Annotated in this window: 13 protein-coding genes; 8 read left to right on the top strand and 5 right to left on the bottom strand. The window is 37.6% G+C overall.

The genetic code is table 11. The annotated features are described in order from the left end of the window. Positions 1 to 86: 86 nt before the first annotated feature. A complete protein-coding gene (locus U0R11_RS05820) occupies positions 87 to 1,325 on the top strand; it encodes a YaiO family outer membrane beta-barrel protein (RefSeq protein WP_406750487.1) in 1,239 nt (412 codons plus the stop codon). A gap of 5 nt (positions 1,326 to 1,330) precedes the next feature. Continuing rightward, positions 1,331 to 2,530, top strand: coding sequence for a hypothetical protein (locus U0R11_RS05815; protein ID WP_406750485.1), 1,200 nt, complete (start codon positions 1,331 to 1,333; stop codon positions 2,528 to 2,530). Here the strand turns inward: U0R11_RS05815 and U0R11_RS05810 are convergent. Further along, the gene (locus tag U0R11_RS05810; RefSeq protein WP_406750484.1) at positions 2,504 to 4,030 is read right to left on the bottom strand and encodes an LTA synthase family protein; all 1,527 of its coding nucleotides are present in this window, start codon (positions 4,028 to 4,030) and stop codon (positions 2,504 to 2,506) included. The two genes, U0R11_RS05815 and U0R11_RS05810, sit on opposite strands and share 27 nt — an antisense overlap. Before the next feature lie 660 nt (positions 4,031 to 4,690). Here U0R11_RS05810 and U0R11_RS05805 point away from each other — a divergent pair. Both U0R11_RS05805 and U0R11_RS05800 read left to right on the top strand, forming a co-directional pair. Continuing rightward, positions 4,691 to 5,071, top strand: a complete 381-nt coding sequence (locus U0R11_RS05805; RefSeq protein ID WP_406750483.1) for an iron chaperone — start codon at positions 4,691 to 4,693, stop codon at positions 5,069 to 5,071. Between the two features lie 19 nt (positions 5,072 to 5,090). Further along, a complete protein-coding gene (locus U0R11_RS05800) occupies positions 5,091 to 6,278 on the top strand; it encodes an alpha/beta hydrolase family protein (protein WP_406750481.1) in 1,188 nt (395 codons plus the stop codon). A 92-nt stretch (positions 6,279 to 6,370) separates the two neighbouring features. Here U0R11_RS05800 and U0R11_RS05795 read toward each other — a convergent pair whose 3' ends face one another. Continuing rightward, entirely contained in the window at positions 6,371 to 7,336 is a 966-nt protein-coding gene (locus U0R11_RS05795) for a zinc-dependent alcohol dehydrogenase family protein (RefSeq protein WP_406750479.1), read from the bottom strand. 111 nt (positions 7,337 to 7,447) lie between these two features. Between U0R11_RS05795 and U0R11_RS05790 the strand changes: the two genes are divergently transcribed. From U0R11_RS05790 to U0R11_RS05775, 4 genes are read left to right on the top strand one after another with little or no spacing between them, the layout of a single operon-like run. Continuing rightward, on the top strand, positions 7,448 to 8,215 hold the full coding sequence (locus U0R11_RS05790) for a glucose 1-dehydrogenase (protein ID WP_406750477.1): 768 nt from the start codon (positions 7,448 to 7,450) through the stop codon (positions 8,213 to 8,215). Positions 8,216 to 8,220: 5 nt separating this feature from the next. After that, positions 8,221 to 9,432, top strand: a complete 1,212-nt coding sequence (locus tag U0R11_RS05785) for an acyl-CoA dehydrogenase family protein (protein ID WP_406750475.1) — start codon at positions 8,221 to 8,223, stop codon at positions 9,430 to 9,432. Then, a complete protein-coding gene (locus U0R11_RS05780; protein ID WP_406750473.1) occupies positions 9,429 to 10,454 on the top strand; it encodes a phosphotransferase family protein in 1,026 nt (341 codons plus the stop codon). Before U0R11_RS05785 ends, U0R11_RS05780 begins: the two co-directional genes overlap by 4 nt. A gap of 1 nt (position 10,455) precedes the next feature. Then, a complete protein-coding gene (locus U0R11_RS05775) occupies positions 10,456 to 11,298 on the top strand; it encodes a 3-hydroxyacyl-CoA dehydrogenase (RefSeq protein ID WP_406750471.1) in 843 nt (280 codons plus the stop codon). 126 nt (positions 11,299 to 11,424) lie between these two features. Here U0R11_RS05775 and U0R11_RS05770 read toward each other — a convergent pair whose 3' ends face one another. From U0R11_RS05770 to U0R11_RS05760, 3 genes are read right to left on the bottom strand one after another with little or no spacing between them, the layout of a single operon-like run. Beyond that, positions 11,425 to 13,512 (bottom strand): penicillin acylase family protein, encoded by a 2,088-nt coding sequence (locus tag U0R11_RS05770; protein ID WP_406750469.1) that lies wholly within the window; start codon positions 13,510 to 13,512, stop codon positions 11,425 to 11,427. Then, the gene (locus tag U0R11_RS05765) at positions 13,509 to 15,992 is read right to left on the bottom strand and encodes a PIG-L family deacetylase (protein ID WP_406750467.1); all 2,484 of its coding nucleotides are present in this window, start codon (positions 15,990 to 15,992) and stop codon (positions 13,509 to 13,511) included. The genes U0R11_RS05770 and U0R11_RS05765 overlap by 4 nt, the downstream gene beginning before the upstream one ends. A gap of 29 nt (positions 15,993 to 16,021) precedes the next feature. Further along, entirely contained in the window at positions 16,022 to 17,416 is a 1,395-nt protein-coding gene (locus tag U0R11_RS05760; protein WP_406750465.1) for a sialate O-acetylesterase, read from the bottom strand. Between the last annotated feature and the right edge of the window lie 10 nt (positions 17,417 to 17,426).

The following is a 17,426-nucleotide window of genomic DNA, read 5'->3' as shown; positions in this document are numbered from 1 at the left end:
AACACCTAATCCCTAATAAAACTCCCAAATCACTTTTTTTTCGCTTTTTTTTATAATTTTATAGAAATACGTTTTTCGTTCCTGCTATGTCTTTAAAATTATCAATTTCTTTATTTGTCATATTCTTATGCAACTCATTTTCGTCCTTGGCGCAAAATGCAGAGGAATTTTTCAGCCAAGCGAGAGCAGCAGCTTTTGAACAGAAACAGTATCCATTGGCCATACAATTAGCCAAAGCAGCTTTACAAAAATCTCCTAATTACTATGATATTCGTATATTTTTAGGTCGAATATACGCCTGGGAAAAGCAAGTTGATAGTGCTAGAAGGGAATTTGATCTTGTCCTTCAACAAAAAGCAGATATCGAAGATGCTTATGTTGCTTATGCCAATTTAGAATTTTGGAATGACAATTCTGAAAGAGCACTATTTTTAAGTAATCAAGGATTGGGTTATTTTCCTTCATCTGTTGAATTAGCCATCCTAAAAGCTAAATTTCTTAATGATTTAAAAAAATGGTCAGATGCGGATCAAGTAATAAGCGAGGTATTGGCCAAATATCCAAAACAAGCTGACGCACGAGCTTTGGCTACCCGTATAAGAGAAAATAGCTCTGCGAATAGGATTGGTGTAAATTATACTTTTGTTTCGTTTGATAAACAATTTGATGATCCTTGGTATTTAACAAGCCTTGATTATGCTAGACAAACTTCGATTGGTTCTATTATAGGAAGAATTAATTATGCCAATCGCTTTAATGAAAATGGTGTTCAATTTGAAGTGGATGCTTATCCCCGCTTATCGAATACTTTTATGGCATATGTCAGTGGTGGATATTCTCCCAATTTGGGTGTTTTTCCTCAATCTAGATCAGGCTTCTCTCTGTATGCCAATTTACCTAAGAGCATGGAAGCTGAAGTTGGATTTCGTTATTTAAGGTTTGGCGATAATACTTGGATTTATACAGCTTCTTTGGGAAAATACGTCAAATCATTTTGGTTTAATTTGAGGACATATTTAACTCCTTCTTCTGGTCAAGTGAGTCAATCGTTTGCCTTCACTACCCGATATTATGTAGGTGGAACCGATGATTTTTTAAGTTTAGTATTAAGTACAGGACTTTCTCCTGATGATCAAAGAAATATAGTTCTAATCAATGCTTCTGCTTATAAATTACAATCTACTGGTTTAACCTTGGGATATAGACGTTCGATTAATTCTTTTCATATCATCAATTTTAAAGCGAGTTGGACTAATCAGGAATACAGAAAAGATACTCGTGGGAATGCCTTTGAATTAGGAGTTGGGTATATTCGTCGATTTTAGAACTCATGGCTAAAATTCTTAAGAGTAAGATTTTTTGGTTTTTTAGTCCAATCTGGCTTGTCCCACTTATCATGTTCATCCTATGGTTTTTTGCTCCTAGAACCGTATGGAATGTGGTGATCATTGATAAATCTTCCTCAAGCAAGGATGGAAATGAGCATATCAGTTTGTTTTGGATATTGAATCAAAAACGCTTGACTAAAACAAGTTCGGATTACTATAAAATTGACCACGACTATTTTGGTTTTTTTCCTAAAGATAATGAACAGTTTAAAATCAAAGGACTAGAAAGATTTTCATCGAATCAATTAAAGCAATTAAGTGAAGACGCTGTTATGACTTATTTTACCGATACCTATGGGATTTATAAACAAGAGTGGTATCACAAAAGTGTCGGTGAGACTGTTGGATTTGGAATGCTTTATGGAGGATTAAGTAAACAAGATTTAGAGTTTCTTCAGTTGATGAAGAATAAGAAAAAACTGGTAGTCGCAGAATTTAATACTATTGGTTCGCCGACAACAAAGGAGAATCGAGAAAAATTTGAATCCATGTTTGGTATGCGCTGGTCAGGTTGGACTGCGAGGTTTTTTGATAATTTAGATACAACTGTGAATTTGGAATTACCTCCTTGGATGGTAAAAAATTATAATTCCACTCACTCCATAAAATGGAATTTTAAAAAGTCGGGAATAGCTTTTGTACATGAGGAAAAAGGGCAAGTGGTTGTTTTGGAAGATCAAAATCATTTAAACAATCCTATTCCATATATTGAAAGTGGGGAATTGGGTCAGATAAAATATGGTTTGCCCCAGGAGATGAAATATCCATTTTGGTTTGATGTGATTGTACCTGATACACATATGAATGAGGTTGTATCCCAATTTGTTTTAAAAACCAATGCTTTAGGATCAGCTGAGTTGAAGAAATACGGTATTCCTAGAACATTTCCTGCTGTCATAAAAGCCAAATCGGGTTTTGCTCCCTTTTATTATTTTTCAGGTGATTTTTGCGATAATCCTGTTCAAATGAACTTCTCCTATTTTAAGGGTATCGACGCCTTTAAATTTTTATTCTATAATGATAATAATCCTATGGAACGAAGGAGTTTTTTTTGGGAATTTTATCGCCCATTAATGAATCAAATTCTTGATGATGCAAGTCAAAATTCTAAAGTATCAGTTAATTCCATATCGACTGATTAATGAATCTGGAACTAGTTTAAATCCGGGTTTGACTTTAGCATTTTTCTCTTTAAAGCGATTAAATTCTGCTTGTAATTGTTTTAGTTTAATTTCATCACTAATTGGACTCTCATCCATATTTTCAGTGATTTTGAATAGACTATTTCCATTAATATGATATTCATTCATGATAAAATCTATTAAGGTAGATTTATTTTGCATCAGGGGAAATTGGTGAATATTTCTAAAGATTCTAAAGGTATCTAATCCATCTCCCATCCAGCTATTTCCTGCCTTAGGAAGTTTTATATTTGTTTGTTTCTCTAACAAGGAAAGTACACTTGGAATAATATCAAAATGTGTGGATACAGAAGCAAATTGAGCATTTCGCTTTAACATGGGTGAATAAATCAGCAGCGGAACATGGTATCGATCAATCTTGGTACTTATTGGTATTTCAGGCATACGGTGATCTCCTGTAATAATAAAAATGGTTTGGTTATAGTCAGATCGTTTGGCATATTCCTGAAAGAATTTTTTTATGGATTCATCAGCATACATGATACAGGAATATTGATGTAAGAAATTGTGGTTTTCTGCTTTTTTTTCCACACCAAGACTTAATTTATCAATCCTAAGCTTAGCCATATTAATGTATTTTTCTTGATTTTTAATGAGAAATGGATCGTGAGTAGCTACGGTCAAAATCACATTAAGTTCTGGTTTTTTATTAACTGATTTATTTTTCCTCTCAAAGTATAATCGATATAATTGGTCGTCAGAATAGCCCCAAGTGAAATTTTGAGAGGTAACAGGCAATTTGGTATATCCATCAGGGAATGATTTTTCTTCTATGATTTGATCAACATGATTATTGATTAAATATGATTTCATGTTATCAAATTCAGTATTACCGCCATAATAAAAAGAAGTTTGATACCCATTTCTTTTTAATATGCTATATAAAGAAAGATGACTAGGCATATTAGGGGCCATTTCCAAAATACCATTTTTACCAAAAGGCATAGAACTCATGAGGGAGGGAAGAACGGCAAATGTTCTTCCTCCTGCACTTAGCATGTTTTTCCAATAGAGACTTTTGTTAGCCAATGAATCTAAAAATGGAGTGAAACTGCCTAAATAGGCCTCTTCATTTGAAAACGCTCTCCCCAATCCTTCCACCAAAATGATGACAATATTGGGTTGACTTTTTATGGGTTGAAAAAATGGTGATAATACATCTGGAGCTTGGTTACTATGATAGAAAGGATACTCATATTCAAATGGATAGGTCGTTTGACTCTTTTTAGAATCCATACCATCATAATCACCAATATAACTATCAGCATAGATATCAATTTCATCAAATGAGGGAAAAATATAATCAACACTAGCAGATAAAAAAAAGGCAGTTTTATTAATAGTTAGGTTGTTTTCATATTCTGAACCTAGGTGAAACGCGGTTGATTTACTTGGAATAAAATAGAAAAATATAGAAACTGCTGGAAATAATAGGGCCATTCGGGGAGACATCTTCACCTTTTTAGGCAGAAATTGAATTGTAATATATAATAATACCCATAGTCCCAAAAATATAAATATAACGGAGTTGCTAAAACCTGAGGATGCGCTTATTATAAGAAAAATATCTCTCAACGAATAACTGAATAAGTCGGATCCTAAAGGCACAGAAGTCGTGTAGAAATACACCATTAAAGCCAATTGTAGAGCAAAAAATAAGAGGAGTCCAAGTTTAGCTAGTAGATTGGCTAAACTAAAAGATATATAGGAAATGAATAAATAGAAGAAATACAAACTAAAGAGATAGGAGATCCAAAAATTGAAATCACTAACAAATGCAAAAGCTATTACCTGAAATATTTTAGAGGGAAATTGTTTACTTAAGCTATTTATTGTGATTTCTAAAAGACTCAAGAAAAAGATAGAAAGTAGCCAAACTAGTGTTAAACGTATGAATGAAATGCTGTAAGCAGCGACTCTTGACTTTTGGTCTTTTATCTTTTTGAATAGGAAATTCATATAAATAGCATATTTAATGATTTTGATTGAATAAAGTAAATATAGATTACCCAATTCAATATGAATCTATTTTGAAATGATAATTCTCAAGATTTACTAGATAGCATTATTTTTTTCTTTACATTTTGGAAAAATTTAAACATGGATAAATTCAATTATCAATCCATTGACCACTATTTTGAATCTCAAGATTTCGATAAACAAGGTCATTTGCAGGAGATTCGGAAGATCGTGAAGCAATTACTGCCTGATGCAGTAGAAGTAATCTCGTATCATTTGCCTGCATTTAAATGGAAAGGGAAAATTGTAGCCTATTTTGGTGCATTTAAAGAGCACATTAGTTTATTCCCTCATGCTGGCTGCATTGAAGCCTTTCAAGACCAGTCTAAGCAATATGTCATGTCAAAAGGTACCATTCAATTTCCCATGACTCAACCATTACCCAAGGAGTTGATTCGTGAAATGATCAAGTATCGGATCCAAGAGATGGAGCTCCAAATCAAATTGAAAAAAGCAAAATAGTATTTAAACCTATTATACCATGAACATCAAACGTAGACATTTTTTACAATCTGCTAGCCTTACTTTAGGATCATTTTGCCTTCCTTCTTCCACTCGGGCCATGGCTGGCGATGAACCCGAACTTTGTCGAGGAGGCTATTTTACGGAAGCCCAAGGAAAAGCCTTTTTAGAGCAACATAAACCAGCAAATCTTAAAGCGTGGAATAAGCGTTCAGAACAAATCATCAAGCAAATCAAAGCGGGCATGGAGTTAAACAATATGCCCTCAGCGCCTAAATCAGCTCCTATCATTCATAGTAAAAAGGAATACAGTGGTTATACGATTGAAAATGTGGCTTTTGAAAGTATTCCTGGTTTTTATGTGACAGGCAATCTTTACCGTCCGGCTGAATTAGTGGCAGGCAAGAGTTACCCAGGAATATTGTGTACTCATGGACATGACGGTGCAGCAGAAGGAAGATTTAGAGAGCAAACTCAAAGGAGATGTGCTACGCTCGCTCGCATGGGTGCTATCGTATTTGCTTATGATATGTTGGGTTATGGAGATTCACAACAGTGCTCACATCAAATCAAGAAATCGTTAAAATTACAGACCATCAATGGTACAAGAGCCTTGGATTTTCTTTTAAATATACCCCAAGTAGATGCCGAACGTATCGGCATGACAGGTGAATCCGGTGGAGGTACTCAGACTTTCTTATTAGCAGCCCTAGATAAAAGAATTAAAGTAGCTGTTCCTTGTGTGATGGTTTCAGCTCATTTTTTCGGCGGATGTAACTGCGAAAGTGGCATGCCAATCCACAAGAAGGGAGATTACCAAACCAATAACGTGGAAATAGCGTCTTTAACGGCTCCTAGGCCTATGTTGTTAATTTCAGATGGTGCAGATTGGACGAAGAATACTCCCAATGTAGAATACCCATACATCAAGCATATTTATTCTTTATTTCAAAAAGAAGCCATGGTTGAAAATGTGCATTTAGCCAAAGATGTACATGATTATGGCGTCAATAAACGCATGGCTTTATATCCATTTTTAGCTAAGCACTTAGGAATGGATATGAACCTCGTTTTAAACAAAAAAGGCGAAGTGGATGAAAACAAATCAGTGATTTTAACAAATCAAGAATTACGTGTTTTCAATGCTCAGCATCCTATCCCAGCCAATGCCTTGCAAGGGGATGATGCGGTGATGTCGATGTTGTAAAATGTAGAATGAAGAATGTAGAATCAGGAATAACTGGTAAATTATGTAATTCTTTTCAGTCAATAGTAAATAATAATTCTACATTCTTCATTCTACATTAAAAGAACCTTCCCATTCCTCCCCGGGGTTTCATAAGCACAAATGGCTTCTTGGAATTTTTCTAATGGGTAGGTGCTGGCAAGGTCAACTTGGATACTTTCTTTACTCAAGTGCTCAAAAACAGTCTTGATGGCTGTTTTTCGTGTTTCAGGACTAGCATTTTCCATCCAGCTGCTAAGCCAAAAACCTTTAACGGTCAAATCTTTAAATATTAAAAGGCCTGAATTTAGTGGAATGTTTTCCAAGCTTAAAAGTCCGAACACATGTAGGGTTCCTCCTACAGCTAAACAGGATAAAGCCTGCGCAGCCAATGTCCCTCCTACTGCATCAAATACAGCTTGAACACCATTAGGGGCATGTTCCTTGATGATTCTTGTAACTTTTTCATTTTCGGTATCAATCACTAAATCTGCACCTAAATCGTATAAATGCATCTTTTGTGAGGCTTGTCGTACCGTTGCAGCTACCCATATCCCTTTTTGTTTAGCCATTTGTATCACCAATTTTCCCCAAGCAGATGCTCCAGCTGTAATCAATAGTTGATCGCCTTCTTTCAATCCACTTGCTTCTAACATGGCATAGGCCGTTAAGGGATTAACAAATGCCTGACAAGCCATTTCGTTACTCATGTTTGCAGGTACAGGAATCACCGCATTGACAGGTACACAAACATATTCCTTCCAAGTCCCTATCGTGGTAAATATCACTCGAGTACCTACAGGAAAAACGGATGTACTATCCGTGGTTTCTATCATCCCCATGGCTTCAAAACCAGCACTGCAAGGTAATTGGGGCTGTATTCCATATAATCCTTGAATAAACATAATATCCGAAGGATTGATGTTTCGGGCTAATACCTGAATTCTAACTTCATGCGCTTTGGGTTCGGGCATGGGAGCATCGACCAGTTTAAGTACATCTTTCGGTAATCCAGTTTGTTCAAAAATGACTTGTTTCATGTCAGTGAAGATTTAAAAGGGAAATTAAATAGGAAGGTAAAAAAAATCGCTGATAGCCAATTCAAATCTAGCTTAGAATGCTTAAATTGTTTCTTAACAAATGAATATTTTATGCATCCATTCACCTTATTTTCTTTGGAAGGAAAAGTAGCTTTAATTACAGGTGCTAGCAAGGGCATCGGTTTAAGTATAGCAGAGGCTTATGCCCAAGCAGGAGCTAAAGTGGTTATCAGTAGTAGAAAGCAAGAATCTTTGGATGAAATGGCTCTAGAACTCCGAGAAAAAGGATTGTCGGTGGAGGCTATCGCCTGCCATGTGGGGCACATGGACGAGTTACAAGCTCTGGTTGATCAGACCATCGAATTTTATGGACAATTGGATATTGTAGTCAATAATGCCGCCACAAATCCCGTTTTTGGCCCTGTGGAAGATACCAGTTTAGAAGCCTTTGATAAAATCATTGAAGTGAATTTAAAAGCTCCCTTTCAATTGATGAAGATATGCTTTCCTTATTTAAAAAAATCGGACGGCGCCTCCGTTATTAATATTTCCTCCATTGGTGGATTATCTCCTGAGGCTGGCTTAGGAATTTACAGTGTCAGTAAGGCGGCCTTAATTTCCATGACAGAGGTATTTGCCAAGGAATGGGGAGAACACGGCATCCGAGTCAATGCCATTTGTCCGGGATTAATCAAGACGAAGTTTTCGGAAGCTCTTTGGGATAATGAACATATCCTCAAACACATGATGAAAAACTTAGCCATTAAAAGAGTGGGAAAGCCAGAAGAAATAGCCGCAGCGGCACTTTATTTGGCTTCTGAAGCATCTTCTTATACTACGGGTACCGTTTTGACTGCCGATGGCGGATTTACGATTTAAGCGATATGGAATCAATACCAGCTATTTATATGTCTGAACGAGTGGCTCAACTTTTGCCCCTTTATCAGCAATTTGTCAAAGAGCATCTAAGACCTTTGGAACAAAGTGCTATTTATGGGTCATTTAAGGCTCATTTGCCTGTGTTAGGTGACTTAAGAAAAAAAGCGAAATCATTGGGCTTATTTGCTCCGCATCTTACAGTAGAGGAAGGAGGATTAGGATTAAGCCTATTGGAATTTGCTTCGATTTCGGAAGTTTTGGGACAAAGTCCATTAGGGCATTATGTGTTTAACTGCCAAGCTCCCGATATTGGCAATATGGAACTGATGCATCGATTTGCTTCTGAGGATTTGAAAGCACAATACCTTCATCCATTACAAAAAGGAGAAATCCGTTCTTGTTTTGCCATGACTGAACCCGAACATGCAGGAAGTAATCCCATCCATCTTTCTACCCGTGCCGTATTGGATGGAGGTGAATATGTCATCAATGGACATAAATGGTTTACTTCTTCTGCCGATGGGGCGTATTTTACCATTGTGATGGCCGTGACAGATCCTGACCATAGCAATCCCTACCAGCGGGCTAGTATGATTTTAGTTCCATTGGATAATCCAGGCTATCGCCTGATTCGAAATATTCCTATCATGGGCGATGTCGGAGAAGATTATTTATCTCATGGGGAGATTGAGTTTAAGGATTGTCGGGTTCCTAAGTCGAATTTAATCGGTGAAGCTGGATCAGGTTTTGCCTTGGCTCAAGAACGACTTGGGCCAGGTAGAATTCATCATTGCATGCGCTGGATTGGTATTTGTGAACGGGTATTGGAATTGACTTGTAAAAGGGCAATGACTAGGGAATTGAACCCAAATCATGTTTTGGCGGATCAGCAAAGCATACAGCATGGAATAGCGGAAAGTGCCGCAGAAATTAAAGCCTCTCGATTAATGGTTTTGCAAACAGCCTATTTGATTGAAAAATATGGAGCTAAGGCTGCCAAAGAAGATATTTCTACCATCAAATTTTATGTTTCTAATGTGTTGATGCGAGTGATTGATAAGGCGATTCAAGTGCATGGAGCATTGGGAATTACAGATGATACGCTTTTGTCATTTTGGTACCGTCATGAGCGAGGAGCCAAAATTTATGACGGACCCGATGAAGTTCATAAAACCGTTTTAGCGAAGCGAATCATACAATCCTATAGCGCTAGATGATTAATTTAAGCAATCCCACTTTATTGGAATATTTGTCGGATCATTTACATGTTCCTGCATCAGATTTTAAATTAAAACCATTTAAAGGAGGTTTCTCAAATTTGACCTATGGCTTAGAAGCCCCAGGTGAAAAATGGGTTTTGCGGAGGCCACCTTTGGGAAAGAAAATTTCCAAAGCACATGATATGGTTAGGGAGTTTCGGATTTTAGAAGCTCTGGAAAGAGCAGGATATCAGAAAATACCTAAACCTATCCTATGTTGCGAAGATGAAAGTGTATGGGATGCACCATTTTTCATTATGGAACATGTAGAAGGGCCAATTTTACGTAATAAAATGCCGGAAGGGCGATCCCTCTCTCCTCCCTTTTTTAAGCAACTTTCGGCTACATCATTGGATGTTTTGTTGGAATTGCATCAATTGGAATTGGAGAAATCAGGTTTGGCAAATTTAGGAAAGCCTGAGGGTTTTGTTGCTCGTCAAGTGATGGGTTGGTCGGATCGATATTCTAAGGCCGAGACAGAAGAAATCTTGGATATGAACCATCTGGCTGATTGGCTAAAACAGCATATTCCAGAAGAAGAGCATGTAGGATTCATCCATAATGATTTCAAATACGATAATTTAGTTTTATCCAATTTTGAAAGTCCAGAGATTAAAGCGGTGCTAGATTGGGAAATGGCCACTGTGGGAGATCCATTAATGGACCTAGGTACGGTTTTAGCTTATTGGGCGGAGGCCAAAGATCCTGAAATTTTAAAAATGTTCAATTTATCCTATGCTGAGGGTAATTTTACCCGAGCCGAGGTAATTGATTATTATGCTCAACGGAGTTCATTGAATGTAGATAAGATACATTTTTACTATGCTTTTGGTTTATTTAAAGTGGGTGTGATAGCCCAACAAATCTACCAAAGGCATGTCCAAGGTTTTGCCTCAGATCCTCGCTTTGCAGCTTTGATTCATGTGGTTAAAGCCTGTGGAAAATTGGCTGTTCAAAGTATTTTAACTCATCGGATATAATATGGAAATCAAACAGGTGTGTATTTTAGGCGCAGGTACTTTAGGGAGCCGAATAGCCTTTCAAGCTGCATTATCGGGATATTGGGTCAAAGTATATGATATCAAAGAGGAATCATTTACTATATCCCAAAAGATGATTTCCAAGATAGCGAAAGGATTAATTGCTTCGGAATTGTATACGCAATTAGCGATCGACGAAGCATTCACTAGATTATCCTATACCTTGAATGATGAGGAGGCTGTAGCTGAGGCAGATATCATATCCGAGTCGGTTACGGAAGACCTCGCACTCAAACAACAAGTTTGGACAAGAATGGGTCAAATTGCTCCTGAAAAAACGATATTTACCACCAATACTTCTTATTTACTTCCCTCCTCTTTAGCTTCATTTACGGGGCGCCCAAGTCGTTTTTGCGCCTTTCATTTTCATGATGTATTTTATTCGAAAATTGTGGATATTATGCCTCATCCAGGTACAGATGCAAAGGTGATTAAAATATTACAAGATTTTGGTCAAAAGCTAAAACAGGTACCTGTCGTTCTCAAAAAAGAGAATCATGGATATATTTTTAATGCCATGTTATTGTCTTTCTTAGGAGCTGCTGGAAAACTGTTGGTGAATGAGGTGGCTACAATAGAGGATATTGATAAATCATGGATGGTGAATTTTCATGTTCCTATGGGGCCATTTGCTATTTTGGATTCCATTGGACTAGATACGGCATGGCATGTCACTCACCAATTACCTGACGCCAATTCAAAAGCCTTTGCAGCCCTATTAAAAACCTATGTAGATGCAGGAAAATTAGGCGAAAAATCGGGGGAAGGGTTTTATAGGTATTAGGAATGAAGAATGTAGAATGAAGAATGTCTTGTCCTGATATAGGTTGACATTTGAGTTTATAATTGCCCCCCTATTTTTAAATAAATTACTAGTTTGAAAAATTCTTCATTCTACATTCTACACTGATTACTCCGGATGATATATTCGCTTGGCTTGCTCCAGGACTATTTTTTTATCCAGTGTCATGGGTTTAACTTGCTGAGCTTGGTAAAGCGGTCTTTGATCAGCAAAGTGCGGACTATCTGGATTAGAACTTGCTCCAAATGTATTGATAGATTCAATGAAAGGAAGTCCTCCATCTTTGGGGAATCGGACAAATTGGATATATGCATCACCGCTATTCATTCTTCTTTTTCCACCTTCCATCTCAACGGACATAACAGCGGCTAACACATCCGGCATACCACCCTGAGGCCAATTTTCTTTCCCACGTACTAGTCTTTGAACTTCACCTAAAGCCAAGTCTGTCCGTTTGAAATGCTGCATTAAAGTCTTTTGAATATATTCATACACTTGAACGGCTTCCACTGAAGTCAGTTTTTGATCTTGTCGACCAGCCATAATTTTAGGAATGTGGTAATAAGCCATCAAATAAATCAAAGCTCCCTGACTTTCAGGAGAAGCCACATGGTCCCAAGCTTGTAGTTTTTCAATCAAAGGTTGAATTTGTGGATATTTCGAAGCATTCATTAAAAACAAGGAGTCTGCCGCATAACCATAAGGAAACAAAATTTTCTTAGGCAATTGACGGTCAAACTTGATGCGCTTTAGTTCTTGGTAACTGATTTTATCCTCAACTTCCAATAATTCCTTGGCACGGGCACTTCGGTTATTATGGTATAATTCATACCCATCATTGGCATCAAAATCCTTTGGATTTAAGTTTTCTTGGTCTGCAGTAGCTAAAAAGGGAGAATGATTGGTATTGAACAAATAACCGCTTTTAGGATTATGGTATTGCGGTAAAGCTGAAAATGGTTTAAAAGAAGTCCACAAACTGGCTTTGGTATTTCCTGCCAGGGTAGATGCCCAATTAAATTTTTTATCAGGATTGCGATAGGGCATTTTTCCATTGGAAACATAAAAAATGTTACTTTCCTTATCTGCATATAGGATGTTAAACATGGCCAAATGATTTTCCTCCAATGCCTTTTTAAATTCAGAGAAGTTGTTAGCACGATTCATATGATACCACTGTTCCAATGCTTTGGCATCCATTAAAGAGGGTAATCGCATAGAAAAATAGGCTCCTTGTGGGCCCTTGACGGTAGGCCCGTAAATGGAACGATAAGCCATTTTGGAAAGGGATACCGGTAAACCTTTGATTTTTAGCTTGATTTTTCTTTTTTCTAATGGCAACCATTCCCCATCAACTTGATACATTCCTGGGTGTTTGGCATCTGTTTTTAATTGATATACGTCTATTTTGTCTTGAAAGTTGACCGTATGAGCCCACGCTAGATTTGGACTTGTTCCATGAAAAATTAAAGGTGCTCCAGGAAATAAGCCACCTAACATATTCCAACCTTCCTCACTTTGAAGATGAGCCTCATAAAAAGCCGTAGCGCCTTCAATGGGTTGGTGTGCATTGATAACCAACATGTTTTCTCCGCTTTCTGATTTGGAGGCATGTATGGCAAAAGAATTACTTCCCTCACCCGTAAATCCTGGTAAAGTGGCTATGCTTCCATTCAAAAGTTTGGGTAATGTCCTTTCAACTCCACAAAATACAGCGACAGAAAAAACGGTGGTGGATAAATATTCTTCTACACTGATAGGAAAAACATGCTTATTCAGGACTTCTTTTGGATGGGCTTCTGCATATGCAGTTAAACCTAAAAGATATCCTTTGATCAATAAAATGAACTTTGGATCCATGGTACTTATTTGTTCTTCTACTAATTTTTTAGTTTGTAGAAGTCCAAATACATAATCCACTGGGGCACCTTTCTTCCCCAAATAAGTACCTAATTTACCTTTCCCGGTCAGAACTAAGGTTTGAATCGTCTTAAAATCATCTTCGGCATGTGCCCATGCCAAGCCATAAGCTACTTCTGGATCGGTAGGCGCAAAAATATGAGGGACTCCATAAGAATCCCTCGCAATTTGAATTTTATCTGTTCTAATGATAGGAAATGAATAGGTTTGCGCCAATGAATTGAATGGTGCTATCACAAATACAAGACAAGCTATCCTTAGAATGCTCAATTTCATTTACTATTTGGGTTACTAATTAAATTGGCAAATAAACGATATGCACCCGGTACTGCCGCAGGTAATTCACGGAAGAACACAAGTCCTGTATAAATGAATCGGCCTTTTCCATACTTAGCTACAGCAATATTACCTTTTTCGAGTTTTTCTCCCGGATCAGTAAAACCCAATGGAAATTCTACATGTGGGTCACTGGATTCTCCCAAATAGATGCTGCGTTCTTGTACCCAACCTTGGAAATCTTCTGATGTGATTTTGTTTGGTTGATTCAATACGGCATGGCTAGCTAGCAAAAATTCAGGCTGCGCATTTTCACGGGTAATCCTAGAACGACCTACTTGAAATGGATATGGTGACATTTGAGCTTTCATGGGTCCTAAGAAACTAGCTGTATTGTATTGAACCACATAATTGCCTCCATTTTCGATGTATTTCATCAATTCAGGGTGTGCATTACCTAAATAATCCTCCGTATTGTATGCTCTAATTCCAGTCAGGATGGCATCATATTTCTTTAAGGATTCAAATTTCAAGTCACTTTCCTTCAAAAAATCCACTTGATAACCCATTTGCGACAAAGCCTCTGGAACCTTATCCCCCGCTCCACGAATGTAGCCAATACGCTTACCTTTACTCACAATTGGGCTATGAATGAGATTCAATCCTACTCCCGTAAAATATCGTTGAGTCGGAATATGTGCATATTCAATCGAATGAAGCTCTAATGAATCTATCCAATTCCCTCGCTCTGTGGTGTAAGCCAAGGATAACTGATGATGGATTTTGCCTGTTTCTTTTAAAGAGGATTCTTGAAATGTGATACCAAAGGATCTCTTCTCCCCTTTTTTTAGTCCTTTTTCCAATGAAATATGGGCTAAAATTTCCCCTAATTCATTTTTAATTTGAACGCTACCAGGACTTATTGTCGACATGGCTGTAATATTTACCGAGGTACTTTTACTAGCTTTTGAGCCAATGGGTAATAAAAGCACTTGGGAGCTTAAAGAGAAAACACTTTTAGGTGTAATGGCTATAGGCTGATAGATTTCCCCTTTGACAGGATCCACAAACATTTGCTGAATTGCTTTTTCAATAGTAAAGTTTTCTCCTTCTAATTGAAAACTCAGCTGAACCTTGATAGCTGGGTCCACATCAGCCTGTCCTATTTTCATGGGATCCTCTACCACAAAATTGCCTAAATTTCTTGCTTTTTGTAACCAATAAGGTTGTGTATAAGCTTGATTTACAGGTATTTTAGCATTCCAAATGAGTTTTCTTGAACTGTTAATTTTGCCGGCAAAAGTCGTATCTTTTTGAAGTACTTTAACTTGTACATTTTCTAAAGTCAATGGACTTCTTAAGATAATTTCTGTTTTGAAATTCAAGGTATCCCCTGTGGCAATGGTACTTTGTTGGGTTGTTCCAGCTACATACAAAGCGGCTGCCTTCAGTATCCAATTTTTCACTTGGACCAATTTTTTTTCTTGATAGGTCGATTTTGGTAAAGCTTCAATGGCTTTTTTCAAAGCAATCATGGCCTTTACACTGGCATAAGGCTTTTCCCATTGATAAGATCGAATAATCTCTTTCAATTGGGTCTCAACAGTTTCTGATCCTGGTATTCTTGACCAAGATGTAGAAACACCATCCCAAAGCTGTTGCTTGGGAGCCTCTCCTGCCAAGGTTTCAAAATATTCGGTAGTCAATCCTCTATCTGCTGCAAATCCAAAGCCCTGGCATTTATGTTGGCTTCTACTTAAGGCCGCTAGTTCTCCAGTACTTACACCCAAAGCAGGTAAAAAATTACCTATTTGAATTTTAAATTGGTTTTCATTGATGGTATTGTTGGCAGAACCCGGAAAGCGAAAAGTATTCCATAGTAAGCGTTTGGCTTGCCAAGTCTGCACACCTCGACTTAATTGTTCAGGAAAGCGCTTAGGATCAGCCGCAGCCGCATAAGCCTCTATGGCTAATGCAGCCGAGGCGGAATGATGTCCATGTCCTGCTCGAGCATCTGGAGGAAATCTAGTGAAAATAATATCAGGTTGTAATTTCCGTATTACCCAAACTAAGTTGGACAGTATTAATTCATGATTCCAAGTACTCAAGGCTTCATCGGTCGATTTAGAGAAACCAAAATCCAGGGCTTGAGAAAAATATTGATGTGCACCATCTATTTTTCGAGCCGCTAATAGTTCTTGCGTTCTCAATAATCCTAAGGGAACTCCTTGTTCATCTCCTATTAAGTTTTGTCCCCCATCTCCACGAGTACATGAGAAATAATTAGCTTCCCAATGCTGTTCTTGGGCAAACCAAGTCAACATGTGTGTACTTTCATCGTCGGGATGAGCTGCCACGTGCAAGACTGTTCCTAAAACTTGAATGGATTGTAAATCCTCATATAATTGAGCATTGTTGCTTTGCTGAGCAAAACTAGAAAAACTACTACAGGCTAATACGTAAAGAAATATTTTTTTCATGAATTTAAGGTAGGCTATGGTAAATGGGTTTAGTTATCCCAATGATCGGTTCTAAAAAGATTAACGGGCAATCCTTCTCGACTGAATAAATTAGGTATGGCATCATTGCTAAAGGAGTATCGAACAGCTACAGGATTGGGAACCTCAGGAGAAGAAACCAAAAGGGTATTACCATCGATTTTGCCTTGTGCAGGATAGAATTTTTGATCTTCTCCGGCGATCATTAAATGGGAAGGATCTCCATCTTTAGCCACTAATTTGCCGTTTAATTCTCTAAAATAGATACGGATTTTACCTTTTTCTACCCGATGTCTATCATATTTGGGATAAAAGATGGGTCCAGCTTCTTGACCATAATTTTTTACTAATGCCAAACTAGCAAAGCGATGAGCGACTTCAATTTTTTTTGTGGGGTGAATGTTGCTTACATCAGGGACTAAATCACTCAAAACCACCATAGCTGTTTTTTCAATGGCTAAATTCTTGGTTTGAGCTTCCCGTAATTTGGCTCCCAAATTATTGTCGCCATACTTGGAATATGGTGCAATTTGCGCAAAATAGAAAGGAAAATTATTTTTAAAAGCCGTTCTCCATGAGCCAATCATCGTTTCCATAAGTTCGGCATAGGTTTGATATTGGCCAACATTACTTTCTCCTTGATACCATAATGCGCCAGCAATGGTATAAGAAGTAATAGGCGCAATCATGGCATTGTAATTTAAGCCCGGATAAACGGACCAAAAGGCATTTGGTCTCAATTGTTTAGCCGCCTCCCACAAATTGCTTTTTTTGGCCAAAATATCTTCAGGAGTCCAAACTTCGGCGGGTGTTCCTCCCCAATTGGAATTAATTAAACCCATGGGTACCCCCAATTTTTGGTTTAATTCTTTTCCAAAAAAGTAACCAATGGCTGAAAAGGATTTCATAGCTTCTGGATTACATACCACCCAATGCGCTCTTACATCCTCTTGAGGATAAGATGAGGTAGCTTTCGGGATATAAAATAAGCGAATTTGATTATTGGTAGCATTGGGCATTTCATCCAAGGTTTCTTGAAGATTTTGATCGCCACTCCACTCCATATTACTTTGACCAGAAAAAATCCAAACTTCCCCAAAGACCACATCGGTGATTTTTATGGAATTTTTACTGCCTTGAAATTCAATCTGATGGTTTCCTCCTGCTGCTGGCGTAGGAATTTGAATACTCCATTTACCTAAAACAGCTTTGGTTTTAAAATGTGTCGTATCCCAATCCACATTGATTTTGACAGTTTCCGTAGGGCTGGTTGTCCAACCCCATAAAGTCACCTTACTTTTTTGTTGCAAGACCATGTGGTCTCCTATGATAGCAGGTAATTGTACGTCTGCACGGGCAATAAATCCTGCGCAAAGTAATACCAGCGAATAAAATATTCTTTTCATGTAAGTAAAA

It is taken from the genome of Aquirufa salirivi, assembly GCF_045310485.1.
Lineage (GTDB): Bacteria > Bacteroidota > Bacteroidia > Cytophagales > Spirosomataceae > Aquirufa > Aquirufa salirivi.
Note: the sequence above shows the minus strand (reverse complement) of the source record. Positions and strands in the feature narration are given on the sequence as shown.